24 protein-coding genes are annotated in these 26,166 nt (G+C 60.6%); 11 read left to right on the top strand and 13 right to left on the bottom strand.

The window, feature by feature from the left end:
- On the bottom strand, positions 1–333 hold the full coding sequence (locus ACIQWP_RS07030; protein WP_402784000.1) for a hypothetical protein: 333 nt from the start codon (positions 331–333) through the stop codon (positions 1–3).
- 213 nt (positions 334–546) lie between these two features.
- On the opposite strand from ACIQWP_RS07030, the gene ACIQWP_RS07025 reads away from it, so the two are divergent.
- The 3 genes from ACIQWP_RS07025 to ACIQWP_RS07015 are packed head-to-tail and all read left to right on the top strand — an operon-like array spanning position 547 to position 4,276.
- Positions 547–1,785, top strand: a complete 1,239-nt coding sequence (locus ACIQWP_RS07025; RefSeq protein WP_402783998.1) for a urate hydroxylase PuuD — start codon at positions 547–549, stop codon at positions 1,783–1,785.
- Positions 1,782–3,089 carry a guanine deaminase gene (gene guaD, locus ACIQWP_RS07020; RefSeq protein WP_402783996.1) on the top strand — a complete coding sequence of 436 codons (1,308 nt, stop codon included), beginning with the start codon at positions 1,782–1,784 and terminating at the stop codon, positions 3,087–3,089. Before ACIQWP_RS07025 ends, guaD begins: the two co-directional genes overlap by 4 nt.
- 47 nt (positions 3,090–3,136) lie before the next feature.
- A complete protein-coding gene (locus tag ACIQWP_RS07015; protein ID WP_402783994.1) occupies positions 3,137–4,276 on the top strand; it encodes an L-lactate dehydrogenase in 1,140 nt (379 codons plus the stop codon).
- On the opposite strand, the gene ACIQWP_RS07010 is transcribed toward ACIQWP_RS07015, so the two are convergent.
- The 8 genes from ACIQWP_RS07010 to ACIQWP_RS06975 all read right to left on the bottom strand — a co-directional run bounded on the left by ACIQWP_RS07010 (position 4,273) and on the right by ACIQWP_RS06975 (position 10,006).
- Positions 4,273–5,013, bottom strand: coding sequence for a metallophosphoesterase family protein (locus ACIQWP_RS07010; RefSeq protein WP_402783992.1), 741 nt, complete (start codon positions 5,011–5,013; stop codon positions 4,273–4,275). The genes ACIQWP_RS07015 and ACIQWP_RS07010 overlap by 4 nt on opposite strands.
- Before the next feature lie 3 nt (positions 5,014–5,016).
- Positions 5,017–5,373, bottom strand: a complete 357-nt coding sequence (gene uraH, locus ACIQWP_RS07005; protein ID WP_402783990.1) for a hydroxyisourate hydrolase — start codon at positions 5,371–5,373, stop codon at positions 5,017–5,019.
- A complete protein-coding gene (locus tag ACIQWP_RS07000) occupies positions 5,370–5,870 on the bottom strand; it encodes an ureidoglycolate lyase (RefSeq protein ID WP_402783988.1) in 501 nt (166 codons plus the stop codon). The genes uraH and ACIQWP_RS07000 overlap by 4 nt, the downstream gene beginning before the upstream one ends.
- Before the next feature lie 7 nt (positions 5,871–5,877).
- Positions 5,878–6,240, bottom strand: coding sequence for a DUF86 domain-containing protein (locus tag ACIQWP_RS06995; RefSeq protein ID WP_402783986.1), 363 nt, complete (start codon positions 6,238–6,240; stop codon positions 5,878–5,880).
- Between the two features lie 229 nt (positions 6,241–6,469).
- Positions 6,470–6,967, bottom strand: a complete 498-nt coding sequence (gene uraD / locus ACIQWP_RS06990) for a 2-oxo-4-hydroxy-4-carboxy-5-ureidoimidazoline decarboxylase (protein ID WP_402783985.1) — start codon at positions 6,965–6,967, stop codon at positions 6,470–6,472.
- A 1-nt stretch (position 6,968) separates the two neighbouring features.
- Entirely contained in the window at positions 6,969–7,892 is a 924-nt protein-coding gene (gene puuE, locus ACIQWP_RS06985; RefSeq protein ID WP_402783983.1) for an allantoinase PuuE, read from the bottom strand.
- A 117-nt stretch (positions 7,893–8,009) separates the two neighbouring features.
- On the bottom strand, positions 8,010–8,717 hold the full coding sequence (locus ACIQWP_RS06980; RefSeq protein WP_402783981.1) for a DUF1045 domain-containing protein: 708 nt from the start codon (positions 8,715–8,717) through the stop codon (positions 8,010–8,012).
- A 104-nt stretch (positions 8,718–8,821) separates the two neighbouring features.
- Positions 8,822–10,006, bottom strand: a complete 1,185-nt coding sequence (locus ACIQWP_RS06975) for an NAD(P)/FAD-dependent oxidoreductase (protein WP_402783979.1) — start codon at positions 10,004–10,006, stop codon at positions 8,822–8,824.
- Between ACIQWP_RS06975 and mnmD the strand changes: the two genes are divergently transcribed.
- Positions 10,005–10,739: a tRNA (5-methylaminomethyl-2-thiouridine)(34)-methyltransferase MnmD gene (gene mnmD, locus ACIQWP_RS06970; protein WP_402783977.1), complete on the top strand. Its 735-nt coding sequence runs from the start codon at positions 10,005–10,007 to the stop codon at positions 10,737–10,739. The genes ACIQWP_RS06975 and mnmD overlap by 2 nt on opposite strands.
- 44 nt (positions 10,740–10,783) lie before the next feature.
- On the opposite strand, the gene ACIQWP_RS06965 is transcribed toward mnmD, so the two are convergent.
- Positions 10,784–11,719, bottom strand: coding sequence for an AraC family transcriptional regulator N-terminal domain-containing protein (locus ACIQWP_RS06965; RefSeq protein ID WP_402783975.1), 936 nt, complete (start codon positions 11,717–11,719; stop codon positions 10,784–10,786).
- 77 nt (positions 11,720–11,796) lie between these two features.
- Between ACIQWP_RS06965 and ACIQWP_RS06960 the strand changes: the two genes are divergently transcribed.
- On the top strand, positions 11,797–12,624 hold the full coding sequence (locus tag ACIQWP_RS06960) for an oxidoreductase (protein WP_402783973.1): 828 nt from the start codon (positions 11,797–11,799) through the stop codon (positions 12,622–12,624).
- A gap of 42 nt (positions 12,625–12,666) precedes the next feature.
- Here the strand turns inward: ACIQWP_RS06960 and ACIQWP_RS06955 are convergent, their stop codons facing one another.
- Positions 12,667–15,480 carry a response regulator gene (locus ACIQWP_RS06955; RefSeq protein ID WP_402783971.1) on the bottom strand — a complete coding sequence of 938 codons (2,814 nt, stop codon included), beginning with the start codon at positions 15,478–15,480 and terminating at the stop codon, positions 12,667–12,669.
- Positions 15,481–15,696: 216 nt separating this feature from the next.
- Here ACIQWP_RS06955 and ACIQWP_RS06950 point away from each other — a divergent pair, with 216 nt between their 5' ends.
- The 3 genes from ACIQWP_RS06950 (at position 15,697) to ACIQWP_RS06940 (ending at position 19,788) form a co-directional block, all read left to right on the top strand.
- The gene (locus ACIQWP_RS06950; RefSeq protein WP_402783969.1) at positions 15,697–17,283 is read left to right on the top strand and encodes a trimethylamine methyltransferase family protein; all 1,587 of its coding nucleotides are present in this window, start codon (positions 15,697–15,699) and stop codon (positions 17,281–17,283) included.
- A 145-nt stretch (positions 17,284–17,428) separates the two neighbouring features.
- A complete protein-coding gene (locus tag ACIQWP_RS06945) occupies positions 17,429–17,743 on the top strand; it encodes a hypothetical protein (protein WP_402783967.1) in 315 nt (104 codons plus the stop codon).
- Positions 17,744–18,081: 338 nt separating this feature from the next.
- Positions 18,082–19,788 carry a DEAD/DEAH box helicase gene (locus ACIQWP_RS06940; RefSeq protein WP_402783965.1) on the top strand — a complete coding sequence of 569 codons (1,707 nt, stop codon included), beginning with the start codon at positions 18,082–18,084 and terminating at the stop codon, positions 19,786–19,788.
- Between the two features lie 60 nt (positions 19,789–19,848).
- Here the strand turns inward: ACIQWP_RS06940 and ACIQWP_RS06935 are convergent, their stop codons facing one another.
- Positions 19,849–20,742, bottom strand: coding sequence for a DMT family transporter (locus tag ACIQWP_RS06935; RefSeq protein WP_402783963.1), 894 nt, complete (start codon positions 20,740–20,742; stop codon positions 19,849–19,851).
- 398 nt (positions 20,743–21,140) lie between these two features.
- Between ACIQWP_RS06935 and ACIQWP_RS06930 the strand changes: the two genes are divergently transcribed.
- Genes ACIQWP_RS06930 through ACIQWP_RS06920 form a run of 3 tightly spaced genes read left to right on the top strand, consistent with a single transcriptional unit; the run spans position 21,141 to position 24,335 of the window.
- Positions 21,141–22,550, top strand: coding sequence for a circularly permuted type 2 ATP-grasp protein (locus ACIQWP_RS06930; protein WP_402783961.1), 1,410 nt, complete (start codon positions 21,141–21,143; stop codon positions 22,548–22,550).
- Positions 22,551–22,556: 6 nt separating this feature from the next.
- On the top strand, positions 22,557–23,498 hold the full coding sequence (locus tag ACIQWP_RS06925) for an alpha-E domain-containing protein (protein ID WP_402783959.1): 942 nt from the start codon (positions 22,557–22,559) through the stop codon (positions 23,496–23,498).
- A gap of 12 nt (positions 23,499–23,510) precedes the next feature.
- Positions 23,511–24,335, top strand: coding sequence for a transglutaminase domain-containing protein (locus ACIQWP_RS06920; protein WP_402783957.1), 825 nt, complete (start codon positions 23,511–23,513; stop codon positions 24,333–24,335).
- A 157-nt stretch (positions 24,336–24,492) separates the two neighbouring features.
- Here ACIQWP_RS06920 and ACIQWP_RS06915 read toward each other — a convergent pair whose 3' ends face one another.
- A complete protein-coding gene (locus ACIQWP_RS06915) occupies positions 24,493–26,079 on the bottom strand; it encodes a serine hydrolase domain-containing protein (RefSeq protein ID WP_402783955.1) in 1,587 nt (528 codons plus the stop codon).
- Positions 26,080–26,166 lie beyond the last annotated feature (87 nt).

The raw sequence follows: 26,166 nt of genomic DNA, 5'->3' as shown, positions 1-26,166 counted from the left end.
TCAATAGTCCATATCAGGTGCGTAGAAACAGCGTGGCGTATTCTCGTCCGGAAACAGGCAGAGATGATAGGCGCCATCCGGCGAGCGCATCGTCTTTTGCTGTGGCAGATTGAAGATATGCGCGTGCGTTATGTAGCGATGGTCACCGGGATTGAGCGTCACCCGATAGCCGCCGGGCACGATGGTAACGCTGCGCGAGGGGATCATCTCGCAATCGCCGGTCTTGCTGTCGCCATTGCAGCAATATGGATCATAGGACCAGCCGGAGGGCGCATCATGCGCCAGGGCAGAGCTTGCGAAGAGAATAAATACGAACGCCAGAATACCACGCATGGGCAATTCTCCGTCGAAAGATGGACGGCCGCCGCGGACACGGCCCGCTCCAAGCAGCCGAGGGCGTTTTATTAAAAACTGCCGTAATCTGATCTAATGCGGCCTGGGCGCCAGACAAGCCCGCGGCTTTTTGCCGGCGCATCAAACTCTCCGCTTCCATCCGACCCCAACATTTTGCAAGGTGTCGAGTCGGGAGAGAAAAAGGGGAACTGAATGTACGAATACGCCATCGCGTGGGAATGGCTGTCCTTTGCGGCCCGCTGGTTCCACGTCATAACCGCGATCGCCTGGATCGGTTCGTCCTTCTATTTCATCGCGCTCGATCTTGGGCTGGTGAAGCGTCCGCATCTTCCACCCGGCGCCTATGGTGAGGAGTGGCAGGTTCACGGCGGCGGCTTCTATCACATCCAGAAATATCTCGTGGCGCCCGCGCAGATGCCGGAGCATCTGACCTGGTTTAAATATGAGAGCTATTTTACCTGGCTTTCCGGCTTCCTGATGATGTGCATCGTCTATTATGGCGGCGCCAACCTCTTCCTCATCGACCGACATGTACTCGACGTCAGCGTCCCCGTCGCAATCCTGATTTCGCTCGCCTCGCTCGCCGGCGGCTGGATCGTCTACGACCTGCTCTGCAAGTCACCGCTCGGCAACAATACCTGGGGCCTGATGATCGTGCTTTACGCCGTTCTGGTCTTCATGGCCTGGGGCTACACGCATCTCTTCACCGGCCGCGCCGCCTTCCTGCATCTCGGCGCCTTCACCGCGACGATCATGTCGGCCAACGTCTTCATGATTATCATTCCCAACCAGAAGATCGTCGTCGCCGACCTCATTGCCGGCCGCACGCCCGACCCTAAATATGGCCGCATCGCCAAGCAGCGCTCGCTGCACAACAACTACCTGACGCTGCCTGTCATCTTCTTCATGCTATCGAACCATTATCCGCTCGCGTTCGGCACGGCCTATAACTGGGTGATCGCAGCACTGGTGTTTCTTATGGGGGTCACCATCCGTCACTGGTTCAACACGACGCATGCACGCAAGGGTCATCCAACCTGGACCTGGATCGTCACGCTCGTCCTCTTCATCGTCATCATGTGGCTTTCGACCGTTCCAAAGGTGCTGACCGGCGAGAAGGAGGTCAGTACAATCCCTCCCGCCTTCCGGCAGTTTGCCTCGGATATACATTTTTCGTCCGTCAAAGAAGTTGTTTCGACGCGCTGCACGATGTGCCATTCGGCCGAACCCGTCTATGAGGGGATTGTCCGGCCACCAAAGGGCGTCATGCTGGAAAATGACGAGCAAATCGCTACACATGCCCGGGAGATCTATATTCAGGCCGGCCGCAGCCATGCCATGCCCCCGGGCAATGTCACCGAGGTGACGCCCGAGGAGCGCAAATTGCTGGTCGCCTGGTTCGAAAGCTCCATCGGAGAAAAAAGCCCATGACCACCCTTCTGCGCGGCCGACTGCTTTCCTTCAAGCGCCTGCCGCAAAGCCTCGATGACACGGATAGCTACGCCTATGAAAACGACGGCGGTCTGCTGATCGAGAATGGTATGATCGCCGCGATCGGCCCTTACGCCACCATCAAGGCGCAGGCGCCGGATGGCGTGTCCGAAATCGATCATCGCCCGCATCTGATCCTGCCCGGCTTCATCGACATGCACCTGCATTTCCCGCAAATGCAGGTGATCGCCTCCTATGCCGCCAATCTTCTGGAATGGTTGAACACCTATACCTTCCCCGAGGAATGCCGCTTCGTCGAAAGCGCCCATGCCGAGCGTATCGCCACCCATTTCTACGACGAGCTGATCCGCCACGGCACGACGACGGCCGTCGCCTATTGCTCGGTGCACAAGACCTCTGCCGATGCCTTTTTCTCGGAAGCGATGCGCCGCAACATGCGCATGGTCGGCGGCAAGGTGATGATGGATCGCCACGCGCCGCAGGGCCTGCTCGACACGCCTGAGATGGGCTACGACGAAACCCGCCAGGTGATTAGAGACTGGCATGGCAAGGGCCGCAACCACGTCGCCATCACCCCGCGCTTCGCCATCACATCGACACCGGCGCAGATGGAGGCGACTGCCGCCCTCGCTCGTGAATTCCCCGATCTGCACATCCAGACGCATCTCTCCGAGAACCACGACGAGATCACCTTCACTTGTGAACTCTACCCGGAAGCGATCGACTATACGGACATTTATGCCCGCTATGGCTTGCTCGGTTCGAAGAGCCTGTTCGGACACGCAATCCACCTCTCCGAGCGCGAAGCCGACGCCATGAGCGAAGCAGGCGCAGTCGCGGTGCATTGCCCGACATCGAACCTGTTCCTCGGCTCCGGCCTCTTCCCGCTGAAGGCGCTGGCACGCCGCGAGAAGCCGGTGCGCATCGGCGTCGCCACCGATATCGGCGGCGGCTCCAGCTATTCCATGCTCAGAACCATGGATGAGGCCTATAAGATCCAGCAGCTCCTCGGCGAACGCCTCAACCCGCTGGAAAGCTATTACTATATGACGCGCGGCAATGCGGAGTCCCTCTCCCTGGTCGACAAGATCGGCACGCTCGACGCCGGCACGGAAGCTGACCTCATCGTCCTCAACGCTGCCGCAACACCGGCCATGGCGCTGAAGATGGAGGTCACGAAGAGCCTCACCGAAGAACTGTTTCTGCTGCAGACCATGGGCGACGATCGCGCTATCGTTGAAACCTATGTGGGCGGGAAACCGATGAAATCGATCCTTCAGTAAGGCGATCCAATCCCACCGCACTACAACCATTCAGAGGGCCCACAGCCATGACCGCGCCGCTTACCATTGCCGAACTGAAGACGCTCGCCAAGCGGCGCGTACCGAAGATGTTCTTCCAATATGCCGATTCCGGCTCGTGGACGGAATCGACATATCAGGCGAACGAGGCGGATTTTGCCAAGATCAAGCTGCGCCAGCGCGTCCTCGTCGACATGTCCGATCGCTCGCTGGAAACCACCATGGTCAGGCAAAAAGCCTCCATGCCGGTGGCGCTGGCGCCAACTGGTTTGACCGGCATGCAGCATGCCGATGGCGAGATGCTGGCAGCCCGCGCGGCGGAGGAATTCGGCATTCCCTTCACGCTGTCGACGATGAGCATCTGCTCGATCGAGGACATCGCCTCGGTGACGAAGCAGCCCTTCTGGTTCCAGCTCTATGTCATGAAGGATCGCGATTTCGTCCTCAACCTGATCCATCGCGCCAAGGCGGCGAAATGCTCGGCGCTGGTGCTGACGGCCGATCTGCAGATCCTCGGACAGCGTCACAACGACATCCGCAACGGCCTCTCCGCGCCGCCAAAAATGACAGCGAAAAACCTCTGGCAGATGGCGACGCGGCCGGCCTGGTGCATGGAGATGCTGAAAACGAAGCGTCATTCCTTCGGCAACATCATCGGTCATGCCAAGGACATTTCCAACATGACGACGCTGTCGAATTGGACCCATTCGCAGTTCGATCCCAAGCTTTCGTGGAGCGATGTCGCCTGGATCAAGGAGCAATGGGGCGGCCCGCTGGTCATCAAGGGCATTCTCGATGTCGAGGATGCCAGGGCAGCCGTGGATACCGGCGCTGACGCCATCATCGTTTCCAACCATGGCGGTCGTCAGCTCGATGGTGCTCATTCCTCGATCAGCATGCTGCCAAGGATCGTCGACGCCGTCGGAGACAAGATCGAGGTGCATATGGATGGCGGCATTCGCTCGGGCCAGGATGTGCTCAAGGCCATCGCTCTCGGCGCCAAGGGCACCTTCATCGGCCGCCCCTTTCTCTATGGCCTCGGCGCCATGGGCAAGGAAGGCGTTTCGCTGGCACTGGAAATCATCCGCAAGGAGCTGGATATCTCCATGGCGCTCTGCGGCAAGCGCGATATCAAGGCGGTGGATCGGTCGATCCTGGCGGATTTCTAACGCAGCCAGCCCGTCGCCAGGCCGCTTGCCCATTCGTGCCGGCCCTTCTCCGCTGCCAGCTCCGCCATCGCCTGATGATCGTAGGCGACCTGCCGGAAGACGGGCAGCCAGCGCTCGCCGTCTTTTTCCAGAATGGCGTAAGAGGCGAAGGGATGGCCGGCCTCCACTTTGTGATATCTGGGCAGATCGTCGTCATAGGCCGGGCAACCGACGCTGCCGGGATTGACGATGAGGCGGCCATCGGAAAGCCTGACGGCGCGCGGAATGTGGGTATGCCCACACAGGATCAGCGGAAAATCGACACCCGCGGCCAGCGCTTCGATCTCCTCCAACGGGCTTAAATGGACATGACCGTCCGACGAGACGGATTCCAGCCAATAGACGTTGTCATCAGCCGGCGTCGCGTGGCAGAGATAGGCCTCGTCCCGGTAGACCGCATTGAAGGGCAATCCGCGCAGCCAATCGAGATGGCGTTCCGTCAGTTCCGAGTATGCAACTCTATCCGATACGTGCATGGCCTCCGGCGCCTGATCGATCAGATACCGATCATGGTTGCCGCGAACCGTCAAAGCATCGAGTCCCAGCAGGATATCAGCCGTCTTCCCCGCCGTCAGCGGCCCGCTGAAACAATCGCCGAGATTGACGATCTCGGTAATGCCCTGCCTTCTGATATCCTCAAGCACCGCCTCCAGCGCCAGATGATTGCCGTGAATATCCGCGATGGCTGCAAAACGCATATCTCAACTTCCGCGATAGGTGGAATAGCCGTAGGGTGAGATCAGCAGCGGCACATGATAATGCGCCGTCGTATCGGCGATGCCGAAGCGGATCGGCACGAGATCCAGAAAGGCCGGCTGCGGCAGCTTGGCGCCGCTGGCACGCAGATAGTCTCCGGCGCGGAACAGCAATTCATAGGTGCCGATAACGAAGCTGTCGCCGATCAGGATCGGACCGCCGTCCACGCGCCCGTCGGCATTGGTCGTAACGGTCTTCAGATGCGTGCGGGCATCGCCCTCGATTTTGAAAAGATCGATCACCAGGCCTTCGGCCGGCTTGCCGAGGGCGGTATCGAGCACATGGGTGGTCAATCCGGTCATGACGTCGGTGCTCCGATGATGAAGGGCGCGTCGAAGAAATATTCTTCCAGATTATTTCCCGGCCCGTCGCGATCCACGATAAGGAAATCGCTCTGCTCGTCGAGCGCCATCAGGGGAAAATGCCAGACATTGACCCGGTAGTTCACACCCTGATCGCCGCGCGCTAGGAAGACCTGCGGCCTGCCGGGCTTGCCGCCCTCATCCTCTGCGACGACCACGAGGAACGGCCGGCCGTTCAGCGGCACGAAACACTGGCTGCCGAAGGGGTGGCGTTCCATCATGTCGATCGAGAAGGGAAAGGCGCGCGGCTGGCCGCGAAAGAGGTTCAGGATAACGCGTGCCCCGTCTCCGGAAGCCTCGGCGTTGGACAGTGCATGGAAGCGCTCCGTCGTGCCGCCATTGATGAATCGCATCGTTGCCGGATCGGCCTCGATCACATCGCCGAAGGATGCGAATGCGGCCTTTGTCAAAGGATTGATGTCTAGATGCTGTGTCATTGAATGATCATTCGCCTTCCGCTCGCCAGTGGCGAACGGAGTCCAGTTGCAGGAGCAACTCCGGAACAGATTTATGCGCAAGACCCCAAAGGGCCGGCAGCTCGATGTCGAGATACCCTTGCACAATCCGATTCCGGAAGTCTCGCATCACATGCCAAGGCAGCTCCGGATGGTCAACGACAAACTCCGGATATTCTTCCGCAATGCGCGCAGCGACCTCACAGATCAGCACGAGATTCATGCCGATGGCGCGCTGCTTCTCAACTGTCTTGAAAAACGTGGCTTGATCGATCCCCAGAAGGAATTGACCGATTTCGGATGCAGCCCGCTGCATACGCTCAAGGTAGGTGATCAGCCGATCCAGGCTCATGCCGGCTTCCCTTGACCGGCAATGTCCGATTTCCTCGCGATGACGCGCCTCTCGGCGTCGCCGGTCGTCCGTCCGCTTCTATCTCTGTCCAATGCTTTCCAGGGCCTCATGGCTTGGTGTTCTACCAAGCGGATACTAAGCCATGAACGGATCGAAAAATAGCGCGCACATTAATACGAAAACCCATGTGTGGACATGGACAGAAAGGTGGCGGCCCAGGGGCCGCCCATCAGCTTTCGGGAAGCATGGATTGCAGACGCAGCAGAGCGATCTTCTCGACCTGGGCGGCCGCCGTTGCGAACTCCGCATCCCGGCTGTTGTCTATCCGGGTTTCGAAGGCGGCCAGGATATCGTCCTTGCCGAGCCCCTTGACCGCGATGATGAAGGGAAAGCCGAATTTCGTCACATAGGCGGCATTGAGCTCGGTAAACCGGGCGTGTTCTTTCGGACTCAGCCGATCGAGCCCGGCGCCGGCCTGTTCCTTGCGGCTGTCCTCGGTCAGCTCGCCGGCGATCGCCAGCCGGCCGGCGAGATCGGGGTGCGCCTGCAGTACGCCGAGCCTTTCAGTCTCGCTGGCAGTGCGGAAAACCCGCACCAGCGCGGCATGCACACCGCCGGAGGTCAGCGGCTCGGCAATACCGCCGGCATCATAGGTGCGTTCGGCGACAAAAGGCGAATGTTCGAAGACGCCGCCAAAGCGGCCGACAAAATCGTCCCGCGAGATCATGTCAGCGCGCACCTCCGGGCATATGGTTCTCATGCCAGTGATTGGCGATCTCGATCCGCTTCGGAATCCAAACCTTGTCGTGCTTCAACACATATTCAATGAACCGCCGGAGAGCCGCAGCACGGCCCGGACGGCCGACGAGACGGCAATGCAAGCCCACGGACATCATCTTCGGGCTGCCCTGCTTGCCTTCCTCATAAAGCGTATCGAAGGCATCCTTGAGATAGGTAAAGAACTGGTCACCGGAATTGAAGCCCTGCGGCGTCGCAAAGCGCATGTCGTTGGTTTCAAGCGTATAGGGGATGATCAGGAACGGCTTGCCGTTCAGACCATCGACCCAGAAGGGCAGATCGTCGGCATACGAGTCGGAAGAATAGAGGAAACCGCCCTCCTCCATGACCAGCCTGAGCGTGTTGTCCGACGGCTTGCCCTGGTACATGCCATAGGGCCGCTCGCCAGTGAGCTCGGTATGCAGCCGTACCGCCTCGACAATGTGCTTGCGCTCCAGATCTTCGGAGAAATCCTTGTATTCCAGCCAGCGATAACCGTGGCTCGCAATCTCCCAGCCGGCTTCCTTCATGGCAGCGACCGCTTCCGGGTTGCGCGCCATGGCAAGCGTCACGCCATAGACGGTCGCCTGAACCTTGAGGTCGGTAAACATGCGCCACAGCCGCCAGAAGCCGGCGCGGGAACCATATTCATAGATCGATTCCATATTGAGATTGCGCTGGTTCGGCCAGGGTGCCGCACCGACGATCTCGGACAGCAGGTTCTCCGAAGCAGAATCGCCGTCGAGAATGCAGCTTTCCCCGCCCTCTTCATAGTTGATGACGAATTGCACCGCGACGCGCGCGTCGCCTGGCCATTTCGGGTCCGGCGTATTGCGGCCGTAGCCGATGAGATTACGGGGATAGATTTCCGACATTGAAGCACCTTCTCTGATAGCGGAACGGTAGCATCCATGCAGGGAAAGTCGAGACGGAAACTGGGAAAATCACTTTCGCTTCAAAGCGAGGTATTGGCGCGAGCACGGTGCGCTAATCTAGGCGATCTTTCGCGCGCTTACCTTTCCCATCGGATGCAGGGAATGCACCCGGAAGGGACCGCCAGCCCCATCTTCCATCATCAGGGCAATGTTGGATACCGGAACCGGCGCGGCGAGAGCCGGCTCGAAGAAATCGCGCAGCGAGCGCTCCATGCGCGGCATGTCGCTCGGGCTCACCGTACCGGTCAGCATCATTTGGAAGCGATATTCATCCATCACATGCGGGTGGCCCCAGCGATGGAGATTGGCAAATTGCGTTGCCGAAAGGCCATCGGGATCGATGCGCTCGATTTCCGCTTCGCTCAGCGGCGCCCTGTATTGATCGAAGGCCTGCACCAGCGATGCCGCCAGGAAGTGCATCTGCTGGCTTGGCGCGGAGGGAACCAGGCCGAGCGCACCGCCGAGCCGCGCTACCTCGAGGCTTGGGATCTGGAAGGGCGCGACCGTGCCGGAAAACCGCATCAGGTCGCGCAGCAGCCCCGCCTCGGACATGTCTTCGGCAAGGCGGAACGGCGCTTTGAGCAGGCCCATGAAACCATAGCGACGCGGAACGGCGGTGTAGAAGGCAATCTCATGAATGCCGAGCCCGCGGATCGCGGGCGGCTCGACCATCTCGCCGGAATACACATTGCGACCGAGCCAATTTGCCGCCACAAGCGTCAGCGGATCGCTCGCAGACGGCGTGAAGCAAATGGCGTACCGCATAAAATTTCCTCCAGGGCGTAGCATCGGGCAGACCGAACCGGCACCGACGGCCAAGGAGATAGGTGATTTGCGTGACAGATTGACGACCTCGGAGAGGCGTAAATTCACGTTTTATGTGATATGACTGAAATATGACTTGCTAAAGTGAAGCTCTGCGGCAAGTTGAAGCGACGGGACATGTCAACCGCTTCCCGCACCGCCGCTTCGGCCAGCCGATGCGCCAGGCCGAAGCTTACCTTGAAGCCGCCTGTCAATGCAATCAGCGACGGATGGTCGGGATGCGCACCCACCATCGGGTCGCGATCCACGGCCTTCGGACGCAAGCCCGCCCAGCGTTCCATCACCTCCGCACCGGCCAGCACCGGCGCCATGGCGACGGCTGCGGCGAGCAGATCGTCAAGCTGCCCATCCGTCGACAGCGGATCGTCGAATCGATTCTCGCTGGTGCTGCCGACTGCAACCAATCCATTCTCATGCGGAACGATGTAGAGACCGTCGCGGAAGATAACCGGAAAGCCGGCCTCGACATCGGCCTTCAGCATGGCGGCCTGCCCCTTGACCGCTTGGCCAAGCGAGGATTTGCGACCCTCCGTCAGCCCGTCAAGGATTGGAAACGAACGATGACCGGCGGCCAAGATGCAGCGACCGAAGCGGATGTCGCCGTCGTTCGTGCGGGCCAGTCCCTTGTCCGGATCGATGCTCTCGACGGCAACGCCCTCGGCGAGCCGGACATGGCGTGCTGTCGCCAGAAACTTGCAAAGCACCTCGATCAAGGCGCGGGGCGCGACGCGCGCCGCCAGGGTATCGAAGACAAACCCGCTTTCCGCGAGGGAAGGCTCGATCCAGCCTTCGACGGGTGCCGCGTCGAGCACGTGCCAGTGAAACCGACGCTCGCCATGCCGCCAGTGCGCTTCCGCATCCTGAGAATGACCAAGCGCGATCTGCCTCAGATGCGGCTTCGGCAGCGGGATCAGGCGGCCGGCACGACGGTAGCCCGCCGAAAGCCCTGTCACCGCCTCCAGGGCCGAAATTTCCTCTTCCAGTGAAATCAGCGCGTCGAACTGAAACTGCTTCTTGTCAGACCATTTGTCCGGCATGTGCGGCATCAGCGCGCCGAGTAGACCGCCGCTCGCCCCTTGCCCGAAATGGCCGGCCTCGACGAGCAATCCCCGGATGCCGAGACGCTCGGCATGAACGGCCGCCCACAGGCCCATGATCCCGCCGCCGACGATCAGCAGATCGACGGACGATTGACCGGCAGGTCTTGGAGGATTATCGGCTCTTTCCATGACAGATCCAGTTTCCGATCGGACCAAGGCATCCGAAACCAATGCGGCAAGCCCGGAGCTTGAATGGCGCGACGGCGATATGCCCTATTCGACCGCCTTTGGCGACCATTTTTATTGCCAGACGGACGGCCGGCTGGAATGCGGCCACGTCTTCCTGGCCGGCAATGGCCTGCCCGACCGCTGGCAGGGGCGACAAGATTTCCTCGTCGGCGAACTCGGCTTCGGCACGGGGCTCAATTTCTGCGAGACATGGCGCCAATGGCGACAGCTGGCTGCTCCCGGTTCGGCGCTGCATTTCATGTCATTCGAACTCTACCCCATGCAGGCCGAGGAGATCGACCGCGCGCTGTCACACTGGCCGGAAATCGATAGCGAGCGCCAGGCGCTTGCGTCAGTCTGGCCGAGCCATCCGCAAGGTGTCGTGTCCCTGCAGCTCGATGCGCATACACGCCTCAGCGTCGTCTGCGGCCCGGCCCTAGAGAACGTGAGCCGCGCCCAACCCGGCTTCGATGCCTGGTATCTCGACGGCTTCGCGCCGTCGCGCAATGCCGATATGTGGTCGCCCGAACTCATGCAGGCGCTCCATGACAAGACGGTCCCGCACGGTACTTTCGCCACCTACGCAGCCGCCGGCTTCGTGCGGCGAAACCTGCAGGCGGCGGGATTTGTCGTGGAGCGGCGCAAGGGCTTTGCCGGCAAGCGCGAAATGCTCTGCGGCATCAAGCCGGCCTGAGCTCGGGTTTATTTGCCAAGCCAGACGACGACTGGCGCGGGAGGTCAGATCAGCTCACCAAGATGCCGACGAACCCAATTCGCCTCCTCCGAGGCCGTACGCCGGAAGTGTCGTTTGAAGTCGCGGCTGAACTGGGCGGGGCTCGCGTAGCCGACCAATGCCGCCACCTCCGCGATCGTCCTGTCCTGACGCGCGATCATCAACCGCGCCTCGTGGAGCCGCATCGCCTTCACATATTGTATCGGACTGCTGCCCGTCAGGGCCTTGAAGTGGACGTGGTAGGACGGAACGCTCATCCCTGCTTCACGCGCCAGCACGGCGACCGAAATCTCGGAACTGTAGGTTTCACGCAATCGGGTCAGGCTTCGCACGATCTTCCCGGAAATACCCTGCTGTTGAAGGGCTGAAATCATCGCACCGCCTTGCGGGCCGACGAGTACCCGGTAATGCAGCTCGCGCAGGATGCCTGCTCCCAGAACCGCAAGCTCGACAGGATCGCGCAGCGCCCGCAGCAGACGCAACACCACATCCTCGACCATCGGCTCCATTCTGCTCGATACCAGGCTTCTCACTCTGCCGGCGGTTGGTTCGGAGCGCCTCGCCCCCACTTCCTCGGCGATCTCGGCAGCCAGAAGCATGTCGAACTCGACGTAAACAGCAAGCAGAGGACGTTCTGCGCTGGCTGAGGATTCCATCCGGAACGGAACGGGCACCGACACGGCCAGATAGTGTTCCTCATCATAGAGATAGACCTCGCCTTCCAGCATGCCCTGCTTTCGGCCTTGCAGGACGAATACCGCGCCTGGCTTGTAGAGCACCGGGACATCATGAAGGACCGCCTCGGTCCTGAGAATACGGACCCCGGCAAGCGCCGTTGGATTGTATCCCTGGCTCGGAGCCAGAAGCCCGGCCAGCTCCGCCAACTCCCGGCGCTTCGCCACCTCGTCCTTCAGTTTCATAGGATTTGGCAAGCTAATCATAGTTTTCGCAATCGTTAGCGACAGTTTCGAAGATTATCAGTCATGAACATCGATCAATCAAGAAGAGAACGTCAATCATGCCACAGAAGACTTTCTTCATTACCGGCGCGAACTCCGGCTTCGGCTTCGCGATCGCCGCCGCCGCGAGCCGCCAGGGTCATAAGGTCGTCGGCACCGTCCGCTCCGAACAGTCGCGGGCAGCCTTTGCGGAGCGCTTGCCCGCAGCGCAGTCCGTCCTGTGCGATGTGACGGAGTTCGACCGAATGGCAGATGTCGTTCGAAAGGCCGAGGAGGATCATGGGCCGGTCGACGTGCTGATCAACAATGCCGGTTATGGTCACGAGGGAACCCTTGAGGAGTCGTCTCTCGAGGAAATGCGGCGTCAGTTCGATGTGAACGTCTTCGGCGCCGTTGCGGTTGCCAAGGCCTTCCTGCCGCGCTTTCGAGAAAGGCGTCGAGGATTTATCGTCAATGTCACCTCGATGGGCGGCATGATCACCATGCCCGGCATCGCCTATTACTGCGGAAGCAAATTCGCTCTTCAGGGCATTTCGGAAGTCATGCGGGCGGAGATGGCGCCATTCGGCGTTCGAGTGACGGCCCTCTGCCCCGGCTCCTTCCGGACCGACTGGGCCGGGCGCTCGATGATCCGGACCGAGCGATCGATCTCGGACTACGATGCGCTGTTCGATCCAATCCGGCAGGCGCGGCAGTCCAAAAGCGGCAAGCAACTCGGCGATCCCGACAAACTCGCCGCAGCCGTTATGGACTTGATCGAATCGGATTCCCCGCCGCCACAGCTCCTGCTCGGCAGCGACGCCCTTGGACTGGTGACGGACAGGATCGAGCGCCTCAAACAGGAGATCGAAGCATGGAAATCCGTTACCGTTTCGACCGATGGCTGAGAGCCGTCATCCGGCCTTGCGCTCATCCTATCGATCTGGACCCTAGCTGTTGGAGCGATCGGCCTGAAAGGCGGCCTTGCCGAGATAGCGCTCGATCTTGGCCTCGAGAAGTTCGGGGCTAATCGGCTTCGACAGGCAGTCATCCATACCCGATTGCATGCACATGATGCGATCGACGTCGAGCCCTTGCGCCGTGACGCCGACGATGGGCACGTGCCCTCCCCGTCCAAGCTGCGTCTCTAGCTGCCGGATCATGCGCGACGCCTGATGACCGTTCATGACAGGCATGGAAACATCCATGAAGATCAGCGACGGCCGCAATTGGCGCCATGCGTCCACGGCCGCCTTGCCGTTCTCCACGACAAGGAAGCGCAGGCCGGTTGCCTGCAAGATCTGCGTGAAGACGATCTGGTTGACGTCGTTGTCCTCGGCGACGAGGACGTCGATAGCATTGCCGGGTTCGACCGACGCCAACTGGTCGGTGGCTTCGATCGCTGCTGCGGCTTCCACCTCTATCGGTAGCCGCCGCTCGGCGGGAGCCGATCGCTCGCCCAGTTTCTTCCGTCGCGACGCGCGCACGACATCGATGATCGTGCTGCGCAACACGTTGGCGCGAACGGGTTTCATGAGATGCGCCTGACCGTTGACGGCGGCAAATTCCTTGTCGCAACCGGCGACACCCATCGACGTGAGGAATACGATCGGCAGCGCGTCGAAACGCGGATCGGCGCGCACGGCGCTCGCGACCTGATAGCCATTCATGTCGGGCATGCTGTAATCGATGATGATCGCATCGACCGATACGCCCATATCGGCAGCAGCATCCAGAATGGCGAGCGCGGTCTTGCCATCCTCGGCCACGTGCCCGTCGAAACCCCATTGCACCAATTGTTCGGTCAGGATGCCGCGATGAATCGCATCGTCTTCCACGATCAGGACCCCGGCCTGCCTGACATTGACCGGCAATTCCGCGACCTTGCCGTGCGCGGCGACCAGCGGCATCGGCACGTGGGCCGTGAAGACCGACCCCTTGCCCCATTCGCTCTTCACCGACAGCGAGCCGCCGAAGAGATCGACAAGGCCGGCGGTAATCGCGAGCCCCAGGCCCGATCCCTCAAGACGCCGCGCAAAGGAAGAATCCGCCAGCGAGAATTTGTCGAAGATCGTATCGAGCTTTTCGTCGGGTATGCCGATGCCCGTATCCTCGACACGGAGCCCGAGCAATATCTTGTCATCAGGCGCAGACCGACCGTTCAGCTCCACCAGAACATGACCGCGCTCGGTGAATTTGATCGCATTGCCGACGAGATTGGTCACGATCTGCCGAAAGCGGCCGGCATCGCCGAGAACCCCTGCCGGCACGCCGGGAGCGATATGCACCATCAACTCTATGTTCTTTTCCGATGCGGCAGCAGCCAGCAAGGTCGTTATATCCTCGACGGCTTCGGCGGGATCGAACGCCATCTTGCGCAGATGCATTTCACCGGTATCGATGCGGGAGAAGTCGAGAATGTCGTTGATGATGGTCAGCAGCGCATTGCCCGATTTGACGATGATGTCGACGAAGGTCTTCTGCCGGGCATCGAGATCCGTCTTGCCGAGCAGTTCCGCCATGCCGAGAACGCCGTTCATCGGCGTGCGGATTTCATGACTCATATGAGTAAGGAACTCGGATTTCGCCCGGTCCGCAGCGTTGCTGCGCGCCAGCAGCAACTGCAGATCCGCCTCGCGCTCCTTCATCTCGGTGACATCGGTCAGCACCGCCGTCCAGCGGCGATGCCCGCCGATTGCGGCATCGAGTTGCATCCAGCGATTGTCGGTGACCTGGAACACACAGGAGATCGGCTTGCTCGCCGCGATGCTTTGTGCCCACGATGTCCGCACCGCATCGGGATCGTCCCCGAAGTCGCCGCGCTCCGCGCAATAGTCGAACGCCGCGGACCAGTCTTTGCCGACCTCAAGAAGTTCCGCCGGCAGCTTCAACATATCCTTCAGCCGATCGTTGGCCAGCATGATCGTCCCGTCCTGGACGATCAGCAGGCCTTGGGACATCGCCAGCATGGCATCGGCCATGAGTTCGCCGAGGCGCTCCAGCGCCAACCGGGTCTCGGTGATCTCCTGGGACTGCTGTTTGACGGAAGTAATATCCATGTAGGACATTAATGTCTTGCCGTTGGAGATCTGCCGCGCATCGATGATGACGGATTTGCCGTCGGCAAAATTCACTTCCGTCTGCAGATGTTCGCCCGCCTTGCGCAGTGCCGCCAGACGCGCCTGATAAATGTCGTCGATGCTGCGGCCGTCGGAACCGAAACGTGCCAGTTCATAGTGCTTGGCGATGAGGTCTCGATAGGGTCGGCCTTCGAAGCGATCGTCCTTCGAGAACTCCCAAATGTCGTAGAAAGCGTCGTTGACGTATTCCACGATGTAGTCGCTGTCGTGGATCAGGACGCCGATCGGCATCGAGCGAAGGATATTGTCGAGATCGTGATGCAGCGTCTTGGCCGGCGCGCCGAGAAACATGCCAAAAATATAGACCCGGTCTTCCGCTGCGGAAAAGCTCTCGATCTGTATGCGCGAACGATGCTCGCCCGACGCATCGAAGCAGAGTGCGATCTCTTCCGAACCGAAGACCAGAGCGCGGCGCTCCCTGTCCTCGATGTCCGCACTCTCGCCGGCATCGAGGAGATCGTGGCTGCGATTGCCGATGAAGTCGGAAATGGCGTGCCCGAAAAACCGCGCATAGGCGTCGTTGACGGCGACGTAACGAAGCTCGCTGTTCTTGATGTAGGCGGGCCTGTCCAGACCGGCGATCCGGCGGCACGCTATGCCAAGCAGTTCACCGTCCAGGGTCAAACGGAGCCTCTCTTTTCACGGCGCATGATAGTTCATGAAACGACGCTCTAGCACGATTGGCTTTAACAAAGCCTTAACCATGTTTAACCGTCACGGCGACGTCGCGTTCAGACTATGCGCTATCCTATAACGGTCATGCCTTGGTCGCAAACGACAGCGGCACGCCGCTGGAAACTCTGCCAAGAATCCGTCAACAGATAATTGGGAGCGAGCGCCATGAGCGACGAAGAAAGCCTCATCTTGAACGAAGCGCAGAGCGCGGCAGCGACGGGGGAACGGCGGCGGCGGGCCGGAGGGCGCGGAGCCGAACGCAGCCGCAAGCCGAGCGGCACGAAATACCTCAATCTCGTCAACAATCTGGCTCGCACCGAACTGCTGTCGCCCGAAGCGCTCGATGATATTCACAATGCATCGCTGACCATTCTCGAAGAGATCGGCATGGATATCATCCTGCCGGAAGCGCGCGAGCGCATGAAGGCTGCCGGCGCCGATGTCACCCCGGGCAAGGAACGCGTACGCTTCGACCGCAACCTAATCCTGGAGCTGATCGCTTCCGTTCCGTCGAACTTTACCCTGCACGCCCGCAATCCTCTTCGAAATGTCCAGATTGGCGGCCGCAATCTCGTCTTCGCACAGGTCGCCTCGGCGCCCTTCGTCGCCGATCGCGAAGGCGGCAGGAGAGCCGGAAACCAGGAGGATTTCCGCAAGCTCATCAAGCTTGCCCAGTCCTTCGACGTCATCCACATGACCGGCGGCTATCCGGTGGAGCCGATCGATATTCATGCCTCCGTGCGCCATCTCGACTGCCTTTCCGATATCGTGAAGCTCACCGACAAGGCTTTCCACTGCTATTCGCTCGGCCAGCAGCGCAATCTCGACGCCATCGAGATCGCCCGCATCGGCCGCGGCATCAGCATGGAGCAGATGGAGCGCGAACCGTCGCTCTTCACGATCATCAACTCCTCTTCGCCGCTCCGCCTCGACGGGCCGATGCTGCAGGGCATCATCGAAATGTCGTCGCGCGGCCAGGTGGTGGTGGTCACGCCGTTCACGCTGGCGGGCGCCATGGCGCCGGTCACGATCGCCGGCGCGCTGGTACAGCAGAATGCCGAGGCGCTGTGCGGCATCGCCTTCACGCAGATGGTGCGCAAGGGTGCGCCGGTCATGTATGGCGGCTTTACGTCGAACGTCGACATGAAGACCGGGGCACCTGCTTTCGGCACGCCGGAATATATGAAGGCTGTCATCTGCGGCGGTCAGCTCGCCCGTCGCTACGGCATCCCCTACCGCACCTCGAACACCAATGCGTCCAACACGCTCGATGCCCAGGCGGCCTACGAATCGGCACTGTCGCTGTGGGCTCTGACCCAGGGCGGCGGCAATTTCGTGCTGCATGCGGCCGGCTGGAGCGAAGGTGGCCTCACCGCCTCTTTCGAGAAATTCATCCTCGATGTCGACATGCTGCAGATGGTCGCCGAATTCCTGACGCCCTTGGATGTCAGCCAGGATGCCCTGGCACTCGATGCCGTGCGCGATGTCGGCCCCGGCGGTCATTATTTCGGCACGGCGCACACGCTCGCCCGTTACGAAACGGCCTTCTATTCGCCGATCCTGTCGGACTGGCGAAACAATGAAACCTGGGCGGAAGCCGGGAGGCCCACAACCTACGATCACGCCAACCGCGTCTATAAGGAAACGCTGGCGCGTTATGAACGCCCGCCGCTCGATCCGGCCATCGAGGAAGAGCTCGACGCCTTTGTCGCAAAGCGCAAGGCGGAAGGCGGCGTCCCCACCGATTTCTAGTTGAAAACAAAGGGCTTTTACGCCTCAAATCATGAACGAAATTTAATGTCGAGATCCTCTTTTTGGCCGCGACTTCGCCCCTTTCCCACGCGACTTTGAACTCGGCTTCGGCTGGGAGGCCTTTGTTTTTGGGAAAGGGATGTCAATGTCTGTGCTTCGCACATTAACGACGGCCGGTTTGATCGCGCTGACGCTTGGCAGCGCCGCCGCCGTAACCACCACCACTGCCAGCGCCTCCGACCGCGGCGCCTTCTTTGGCGGTCTCGCCGCCGGTGTCGTCGGCGGCGCCCTGGTCGCCGGGGCCATGCGGCCGGCCTACCCGGCTTATTATCCGGCCTATCCTGCCTACTACGACGGCCCGGTCTACGAACGGGTCTATGTGCGCCCCTATCCCAGCTGCTACTGGGCATGGCGCCATGACGGCTGGGGTCGGCCCTACCGTGTTGAGGTCTGCCGCTGACGCCTGGGGGGGGGGCAAGTGCCGATGGCGCTCCCTATAAGTCGTCTCCGATTTCGGATGCCGCCGGATTTCCGGCGGCATTTTCGTCTGTCTGTTGAAAAGCTTTCGCCCACACCCCTTGACATTAGCCGCATTTAAGACCAAATGCGCTCCAGCTTTCACCTTCCGGCCGCCGCGTGAGCGTGCCCTGCGGGACAATATGTACGCAAGAGAAGGACAAAAGCGCTTTAGATAACGAGACCGCACCCAAGGCGGTCAGATGCGCTGGAAAGCTTTTTTCCAACTTACAAGTTCCCACTTCACGCGGGGTTCTTGACGCCAGAGACAGACCGGACCGCATGGGGCGATCCGGCCTATTTGCTTTGGCGCCCCCGAAAGGTATTGAATTGACCGATTTTCACTCGCTTGGTCTTTCCAAGCAGATCGTCGATACGCTGTCGCAGAACAACTTCTCCACCCCGACGCCGATCCAGGCGCAGGCTATTCCGCTCGTTCTCCAGGGCCGCGATCTCGTCGGCCTCGCCCAGACCGGCACCGGCAAAACGGCCGCCTTCGGCCTGCCGATCATTGAAATGCTGCTGAAGGATGCCAAGCGTCCCGATAACCGCACCGTCCGCACCCTCATCCTCGCCCCCACCCGCGAACTGGTCAACCAGATCGCCGACAACCTCAAGCTCTTCGTCCGCAAGACGGCGCTCAGGATCAACGTCGTCGTCGGCGGCGCCTCGATCAACAAGCAGCAGCTGCAGCTTGAGCGCGGCACCGACATTCTCGTTGCCACCCCCGGCCGTCTGCTCGACCTCATCAGCCGCCGCGCCCTGTCGCTCGGCCAGGTCAGCTACCTCGTCCTCGACGAAGCCGACCAGATGCTCGACCTCGGCTTCATCCACGACCTGCGCAAGATCTCGAAGATGGTCCCGGCCAAGCGCCAGACCATGCTGTTTTCGGCTACCATGCCGAAGGCGATCGCCGATCTCGCCGCCGACTACCTGACCAACCCGGTCAAGGTCGAAGTCTCGCCTCCGGGCAAGGCCGCCGACAAGGTGGAGCAGTATGTCCATTTCGTTTCCGGCCAGAACCACAAGACTGAAATCCTGAAGGAAACGATCTCCGCCAATCCGGATGGCCGCGCCATGGTGTTCCTGCGCACCAAGCATGGCGCCGAGAAGCTGATGAAGCATCTCGACCATGTCGGCTTTGCCGCCGCCTCCATCCACGGCAACAAGAGCCAGGGCCAGCGCGAACGGGCCCTCAAGGGCTTCCGGGACGGCGAGATCCGCGTTCTTGTCGCCACCGACGTCGCCGCCCGCGGCATCGACATCCCCGGCGTCTCGCATGTCTACAACTTCGACCTGCCGGAAGTGCCGGATGCCTACGTCCATCGCATCGGCCGCACCGCGCGCGCCGGCCGCGACGGCATCGCCATCGCTTTCTGCGCTCCGGACGAAATCCGCCTGCTGCGCGACATCGAACGCCTGATGGGCATCGAGATTGCAGTCGCCAGCGGCGAAGCCCCGGCCGATCGCGGCCGTCCGGCTCGCGGCAACAACCGCGGCGGCGGCCAAGGCCGTGGTGGTCAGGGCCAGGGCCGTGGTGGCACCGGTCAGGGACGTGCCGAAGGTCGTCCGGCTCGCCCGGCTCGCCGCCCGTTCCATGACAACGAAAACGGCGAGGCTCGCAGCCACGCCGGCGAGCGCCAGGATCGCCGCCCCCGCGAAGACCGTCCGCAGCGCGAAAACAACCGCAATGCCGATTTCCGTGGCCAGCGCCGCAACGAGCAGACACCGCGCCCGGAAGCAGACAACGATCTCGCATCGACGTCGGACTTCCGTCCCGCTCGCAAGCAGCATGGCGGCCAGTCCAACGGCAACGGCGCCTCGCATGAGGGCGCCGGCGCCCATCGCGGACAGCGCCATGCCCATGGCCGTCCCGCAGGACGCCACAACGAAGAACGCGGCGCCCAGGGCGAGCAGCGCAACGGCGGCAATGGCCGCCAGAAGCGCCGCGGCCCCGGCAATGGCGGTCAGCGCCGCGAACGCGCCTGATACGATAAGCAATGAAAGGGGGCCGAGTGGCCCCCTTTTTCTTTGTAGGATGATGCTAGCCTATTCCGGCACCACATCCGCCGCGCGCCGGTTGGTAAGATAGACCCCGAACACCACGATCACCGTGCCGATGATGATCGGCAAGGTCAGCGGCTCGCCGAAGGCGATTGCGGCTTCGATGGCGACGGCTGGCGGCATCAGGTAGATCAGCGATGCGGCGCGCGATACCTGCCCCCTGCGGATGAGATAGAGCAGCAGGCCGACGGCGCCCATCGACAGGCCGAAGACGGACCAAAGAAGAGACAGGATCGCCGTCTGCGTGCCGTCGAAATGCAGGCCCTCAACTGTGAAGGCGAGCGGCACGGTGACGATCAGCGCGCCGACATATTGCAATGTCGCGATGGTGCGGAGATCGCCGGTCTGCAGATGCCGCTTCTGATAGAGCGTGCCGTAGGTCACGGAGACCATTGCCAGCAGATTGACGATCAGAGGAACGGCGGACTGCCAGAGACTGGCCGTGTCGGTCGTCAGGAGCTTCGGCGAGATCGCGATGGCGATGCCGAGAAAGCCGAGCAGCAACCCCAAGCGCTGAATGGGCTGCAGCCGTTCGCCGACGAGAAAGGGGGCCGCCATCGCCGTCATCAGCGGCTGCAGCGCCGCGATGATGCCGGAAATGCCGGCCGGCACGCCTTGCGCAATCGCCCACCAGAGTCCGGCCAGATAGATCCCATGCAGGAAAATACCGGAATAGATGGCCCGAAACACGCTTGACCAATCGCGCGGCCATTTGGCGCCGGTAACCGAACAGAGCAGGACGAAGGCGAGCGCCGACAGGCTGTAGCGGATCATCAGGAAGGTGAAAGGCCCCGCATGCAGCGAGGCATATTTGGCGACGATCCAGCCAGTGGACCAAAGAAAGACGAAGATCGCCGGCGCGAATTTATCGAGGGACATGGAAACGGACCGATATGTGTTTGGCGCGCCGGTGCCGGAATCGGGGTCGAACTCGAGCTATCGCGCGGAGGGCTAAAGGCTGATAGCGGATGGCAGCAGAACGGTCAAAATCCATCTGCTGAAAACAGCCATCAATTTTTCTTCACCGGCTGCGAACCATCATGCGGGGTCAAGGAGCTTCTATCGCCACCGAAGCATTCCGTCTGCAAAAGAAGCAGATGCTCAAATTTTGATCCGGGCATTGCGGCAATAACCGGCCAATAATAGCTGCACTCATCTTAAATGCCTGCAAATCCAGCATTTTTCATCGCCGCGAAATTCGTACCGCGAACTGCGCATACTTCTTGCATTGTAAAAACCATTGTATTCAAATGGGTAAAAACACGGGGATCGCGCCTTTGGCATTTGATGAAATGATTACTGCGGACGAAAGTCCGCGCACGCCTTACCAGAAATACTTCGAATGGTACTCCGGCCAGGACAGGGGCCACCTCATTGCCAAGTCCCGCGATGCGGAAACCATCTTCCGAAAAACGGGTATTACCTTCGCGGTCTACGGACACGCAGACTCCTCCGAAAAGCTCATTCCCTTCGACATCATTCCCCGCATCATCTCCGGCCGCGAATGGCGCAAGCTTGCCCAGGGCATTGAACAGCGGGTCATCGCTCTCAACGCCTTCCTCGACGATATCTACCACAAGCAGGAAATCATCCGCGCCGGCCGTATTCCGCGCGAGCTGATCGAGAAGAACGACGCCTTCCTGCCGGAGATGATCGGCTTTCGCCCGCCGGGCGGCGTCTACACGCACATCGTCGGCACCGATATCGTCCGCACCGGCGAAGACCAGTTCTATGTGCTTGAGGATAACGCCCGCACGCCGTCCGGTGTCAGCTACATGCTGGAAAACCGCGAAACGATGATGCAGATGTTCCCCGAGCTGTTCCACCAGAACAAGGTGCAGCGCGTCGAGGATTATCCCCTTCAGCTACGCCAAAGCCTTGCCTCGCTCGCCCCTCCTGGCTGCAAGGGCAAGCCGCGCGTCGCGGTCCTCACGCCCGGCATCTACAACTCCGCCTATTACGAGCATTCCTTCCTTGCCGACATGATGGGCGTGGAGCTGGTGGAAGGCTCGGATCTGCGCGTCATCGACGGCAAGGTGAAGATGCGCACCACGCGCGGCTATGAGGCGATCGACGTGCTCTACCGCCGCGTCGACGACGATTTCCTCGATCCCCTCACCTTCCGCCCGGATTCGGCGCTCGGCATTCCGGGCATCATGGATGTCTATCGCGCCGGCAATATCACCATAGCCAACGCGCCGGGCACCGGCATTTCAGACGACAAGGCGATCTATTCCTACATGCCGGAGATCGTCGAGTTCTATACCGGCCGCAAGCCGATCCTCGAAAACGTGCCGACCTGGCGCTGTTCGGAGCCAGACAGCCTGAAATATGTGCTCGAGAACCTGGCCGATCTGGTCGTCAAGGAAGTCCATGGCTCCGGCGGCTACGGCATGCTCGTGGGACCGACCGCCTCCAAGAAGGAGCGGACGGAATTTGCCGCGAAGCTCAAGAGTAGGCCGAACAACTACATCGCGCAGCCAACCCTTTCGCTGTCGACCGTGCCGATCCTGGTCAACAAGGGCATTGCGCCACGGCATGTCGATCTGCGGCCCTATGTCCTCGTCTCCGACAAGGTGCGGATCATCCCCGGCGGGCTGACCCGCGTGGCGCTGAAGGAAGGCTCGCTGGTGGTCAACTCCAGCCAGGGCGGCGGCACCAAAGACACCTGGGTTCTGGAGGACTGAACGGACATGCTGGGAAGAACCGCGAATGGCCTCTACTGGATGTTCCGTTACATCGAGCGCGCCGAAAACATAGCCCGCCTGGTCGATGCCGGCCAGCGCATGTCGCTGACGCGCAGCGATGCCGTCGATGACGACTGGGACGGCGTCCTGCAAAGCGCCGGCGTGCGCGAAGCCTATGACGAAGTGCATGGCAAGCTGACCGGAGCCGACGCGATCGACTATCTGATGCGCGACCGCTCGAACCCGTCGAGCGTCATGTCCTGCATCGAATACGGCCGCAACAATGCCCGCATGGTGCGCACGGCGCTGACCCGCGACACCTGGGAAGCGACCAACGAATGCTGGATCGAGCTCAAATCCCTGCTCGGCAAGAAGCTGAAGACGGCCGAACTGCCCGAGACGATCGACGTGATCAAGCGTCGTGCCGGCCTGATCCGCGGCGCCTTTCACGGCTCGATGCTACGCAACGAGCTTTATAACTTCGCCCGCATCGGCACCTTCATCGAGCGCGCCGACAATACGGCCCGAATCCTCGATGTGAAATATTACGTCCTGCTGCCATCCGTTTCACATGTCGGCTCGTCGCTCGACAACGCGCAATGGGAATCGATCCTGCGATCCGTCTCGGCGCACCGGGCCTACAAATGGGCCTACGACCCCGAATATAAGCCGGCAAACATTGCCGACTTCCTGATCCTCAACGGACAGATGCCGCGCTCGCTTGCCTATTGCTATGACAAGATCGTCAGCAACATCGGCTATCTCAGCGCCGAATACGAAAAGCGGCTGCCGGCGCACGAAACGGCCGAAGCCATCCGCCAGTCGCTGCAACGGCTTACGGTCAGGAACATCATGGATCAGGGCCTGCATGAGTTCCTCGAGGATTTCGTTGCAAGCAACCACAAGCTTGGCGCGGAAATCTCCGACGGCTATCGGTTCTACGAGTAGGCGGGCGATATCATGAAACTGACGATCAGCCATATCACGGAATATCGCTACGATGATCCCGCGCAATTCTCCCTGCAGCGGCTGCACCTGACGCCGCTGACCGGCGTCGGGCAAACGGTCACCGACTGGAAACTGACCGTCGAAGGCGCCAAGCCCGAGGTGGAGTATGACGACCAGTTCGGCAACCGCACCACGCTCGTTTCCCTCGACGGACAGCAGGACGCAACGAAGATCATCGCGTCCGGCGAAGTCGAAACCCACGACCTCAACGGCGTCATCGGGCCGCATCTCGGCTTCAGCCCGCTCTGGCTTTTCCTGCGGGATTCGCCGCGCACCAGGGCGGGAAAGCTGACGAAGGATCTGTTGCGCGGGGTTTCCGGCGATAACGAGCTCGGCAAGATGCATACGTTGATGAAGGCAATCCACGAGACCGTGGAATACAAGCCGGGCACCAGCGACACGGAAACGACAGCGGAACAGGCACTGGAGGCGAAAAGCGGCGTCTGCCAGGACCATGCTCACATCTTCCTCGCCGGCGCCCGCGCATTGCACATCCCGGCGCGTTATGTCTCCGGCTATCTGATGATGGAAGGCAAGAACGAGCAGGCAGCAACGCATGCCTGGGCGGAGGCGCATATTCCCGGCCTCGGCTGGGTCGGCTTCGACCCGGCCAACGACGTCTGCCCCGACGAACGCTATGTCCGCATCGCCACCGGCCTTTGCTATCGCGACGCAGCCCCCGTCTCCGGTATGCGGGTCGGCACGCCGGGCGAAACCCTCACCGTGAAGGTGTCCGTGGCAAGCCAGGGGCAGAGCCAAAGCCAGAGTCAGAGCTGATGGAAGCAATCGGGCCTAACATCTTCGCTCCAACAGTCATGTAACCAACTTATCACCTGGAGCAATTCTAGGAAAAGTGCGCAGCGGTTTTCCGTCCGGAATTGCGTAAAAACAAAAAGGTGGAGCGCTTTCGCGATTCGAAAAAAGCGGAAGGGCTCTAGTTGGCCACCTGTTCGCCATTCACCGACACATCCTCGCCCTCGCCCACAGCGACCGTGCGCAGAAAATTCAGCTTCTTGCCGCTAAATGTCAGAACGAGTTTTTGTTGTTCGCCGAATCCCAAAACCGGCGCATCGATCACGAATGTCTGTGCATTTAGCCATGTTCCCTTGGCCTCGGTGACATGGCCGATACCGGGATCGGATGGCTTCGGCGCCCCTTTGCGATAGAACCCGTCGAGTCCGATCGGCAGGCTATACCTGGCCGACGAGCCGACCGGGTAACGCAGGGAGAATTCGACGTCGAAATGCGGACGAGGTTGAGTTAGATCGAGCGTGAACGACTTCAATCCGAACTCGTTCTCGGAGAATGCGTAAGTCTTTCCCGAGATCGCGGAAGCGATCTCGGGCGTTGGGCCGACAGGTGTCGGCTTTTCGATGGCGGCGCCCTTGATGGCATCAGCAAGTTGTGCCGCGGCGTTCGGGTTCGACGGCAGCGCCACGTCGGACCTGGCCGCGCTGGAAACGGCATCGATCAAGGTTCTATACTGGACTTGCTTTCTGGCGGTGGTCACGACCACGACATCCAAATCGGGAAACACCACGATCAACTGGCCGTTTTTGCCATTCGCCATGTAAACGTGCCTGTCGGGAAAGACCCAGATAAAATTCGAATAGCTCTCGTTGGGATCATTCGATGCGTGCACATTGACGAGCCTATGGTCCAAAATATCTGCCCAGCCCGATGGAAGCAGGCGCTTTCCTTCCCATTCGCCGTGCCGGAGATACAAATAGCCGATTTTCGCCATGTCGCGCGGCAGCAGATACAGCATACCGTGTCCCATCGTGAGGCCTTGTGGATCGCGATCCCAGTGCCAATCGACAATGCCCAACGGAGCAAAAAGCTTTTCCCTCGCATAATCTTCGGCAAGCTTGCCGGTCAGCTGGGTGATAACAGCGGAAACCAGATCCGCATTGCCGTTGCTGTAATTGAAAACCTCTCCCGGCGGATGCGCCATCGGACGATCAAGAATGAACTGGGTCCAATTGGAGCTTCGTGCCAGATCGAACATCGTCTGTTGCTTGCCGCCCTCGAATCCCTGATCCCAGTCGAGCCTGGGGGTCATGTCCAACAGGTTCTGGATTGTGATGGCTTTCTTTCGGTCATCCACATTCGCAAAGCGGCGATCGGCGAAAAAATCGAGCACAGGATGATCGAGCCGGTCGAGCAGACCGTCCTTGTAGACCATCCTAAGAAGGGTGCCGGTGATTGCTTTCGTCGAAGAGAATATCTCGTGCGGAATATCGCCGGTGTAAGGCGCGTAATAGGCCTCCGTGACAATTCGTCCGTGACGCACCACGAGCAGGCTGTCGAAGCTGTTGCGCGCGCCATAGGCGACAAGCTTGGCGAGCGCAGCAGAATCCATGCCCTGCTCTTCCGGCGTGGACGTCAGCCATTCTTTGGTCGGCCAGATCGATTGATCCATATCCTGCGCGTGGGTCGGCCCGAATTGAACTGCGGCGAACAAGGCGCACAAGCTTAACACTGCTCTCAGAACAGAGCGCTTCCTGATTTCCATGCCCATGATGGTCTCCGATCAGGCAAAGACTAGGCCCTCGTGCGGGACGGTACACTATGCCCAGATTGCCACGCATGACTAGACCGAAGAGCA

The organism is Rhizobium sp. NPDC090279, from assembly GCF_044769665.1.
Lineage (GTDB): Bacteria > Pseudomonadota > Alphaproteobacteria > Rhizobiales > Rhizobiaceae > Rhizobium.
The sequence above is the reverse complement of the archived record's forward strand: the minus strand, read 5'-3'. Positions and strand labels throughout refer to the sequence as shown.

What these genes read in the sequence shown, in the direction of transcription:
- ACIQWP_RS07030 (WP_402784000.1), bottom strand. Translation starts at nt 333, where the DNA reads ATGCGTGGTATTCTGGCGTTCGTATTTATTCTCTTCGCAAGCTCTGCC.
- ACIQWP_RS07025 (WP_402783998.1), top strand. Translation starts at nt 547, where the DNA reads ATGTACGAATACGCCATCGCGTGGGAATGGCTGTCCTTTGCGGCCCGC.
- guaD (WP_402783996.1), top strand. Translation starts at nt 1,782, where the DNA reads ATGACCACCCTTCTGCGCGGCCGACTGCTTTCCTTCAAGCGCCTGCCG.
- ACIQWP_RS07015 (WP_402783994.1), top strand. Translation starts at nt 3,137, where the DNA reads ATGACCGCGCCGCTTACCATTGCCGAACTGAAGACGCTCGCCAAGCGG.
- ACIQWP_RS07010 (WP_402783992.1), bottom strand. Translation starts at nt 5,013, where the DNA reads ATGCGTTTTGCAGCCATCGCGGATATTCACGGCAATCATCTGGCGCTG.
- uraH (WP_402783990.1), bottom strand. Translation starts at nt 5,373, where the DNA reads ATGACCGGATTGACCACCCATGTGCTCGATACCGCCCTCGGCAAGCCG.
- ACIQWP_RS07000 (WP_402783988.1), bottom strand. Translation starts at nt 5,870, where the DNA reads ATGACACAGCATCTAGACATCAATCCTTTGACAAAGGCCGCATTCGCA.
- ACIQWP_RS06995 (WP_402783986.1), bottom strand. Translation starts at nt 6,240, where the DNA reads ATGAGCCTGGATCGGCTGATCACCTACCTTGAGCGTATGCAGCGGGCT.
- uraD (WP_402783985.1), bottom strand. Translation starts at nt 6,967, where the DNA reads ATGATCTCGCGGGACGATTTTGTCGGCCGCTTTGGCGGCGTCTTCGAA.
- puuE (WP_402783983.1), bottom strand. Translation starts at nt 7,892, where the DNA reads ATGTCGGAAATCTATCCCCGTAATCTCATCGGCTACGGCCGCAATACG.
- ACIQWP_RS06980 (WP_402783981.1), bottom strand. Translation starts at nt 8,717, where the DNA reads ATGCGGTACGCCATTTGCTTCACGCCGTCTGCGAGCGATCCGCTGACG.
- mnmD (WP_402783977.1), top strand. Translation starts at nt 10,005, where the DNA reads ATGACAGATCCAGTTTCCGATCGGACCAAGGCATCCGAAACCAATGCG.
- ACIQWP_RS06975 (WP_402783979.1), bottom strand. Translation starts at nt 10,006, where the DNA reads ATGGAAAGAGCCGATAATCCTCCAAGACCTGCCGGTCAATCGTCCGTC.
- ACIQWP_RS06965 (WP_402783975.1), bottom strand. Translation starts at nt 11,719, where the DNA reads ATGATTAGCTTGCCAAATCCTATGAAACTGAAGGACGAGGTGGCGAAG.
- ACIQWP_RS06960 (WP_402783973.1), top strand. Translation starts at nt 11,797, where the DNA reads ATGCCACAGAAGACTTTCTTCATTACCGGCGCGAACTCCGGCTTCGGC.
- ACIQWP_RS06950 (WP_402783969.1), top strand. Translation starts at nt 15,697, where the DNA reads ATGAGCGACGAAGAAAGCCTCATCTTGAACGAAGCGCAGAGCGCGGCA.
- ACIQWP_RS06945 (WP_402783967.1), top strand. Translation starts at nt 17,429, where the DNA reads ATGTCTGTGCTTCGCACATTAACGACGGCCGGTTTGATCGCGCTGACG.
- ACIQWP_RS06940 (WP_402783965.1), top strand. Translation starts at nt 18,082, where the DNA reads ATGGGGCGATCCGGCCTATTTGCTTTGGCGCCCCCGAAAGGTATTGAA.
- ACIQWP_RS06935 (WP_402783963.1), bottom strand. Translation starts at nt 20,742, where the DNA reads ATGTCCCTCGATAAATTCGCGCCGGCGATCTTCGTCTTTCTTTGGTCC.
- ACIQWP_RS06925 (WP_402783959.1), top strand. Translation starts at nt 22,557, where the DNA reads ATGCTGGGAAGAACCGCGAATGGCCTCTACTGGATGTTCCGTTACATC.
- ACIQWP_RS06920 (WP_402783957.1), top strand. Translation starts at nt 23,511, where the DNA reads ATGAAACTGACGATCAGCCATATCACGGAATATCGCTACGATGATCCC.
- ACIQWP_RS06915 (WP_402783955.1), bottom strand. Translation starts at nt 26,079, where the DNA reads ATGGGCATGGAAATCAGGAAGCGCTCTGTTCTGAGAGCAGTGTTAAGC.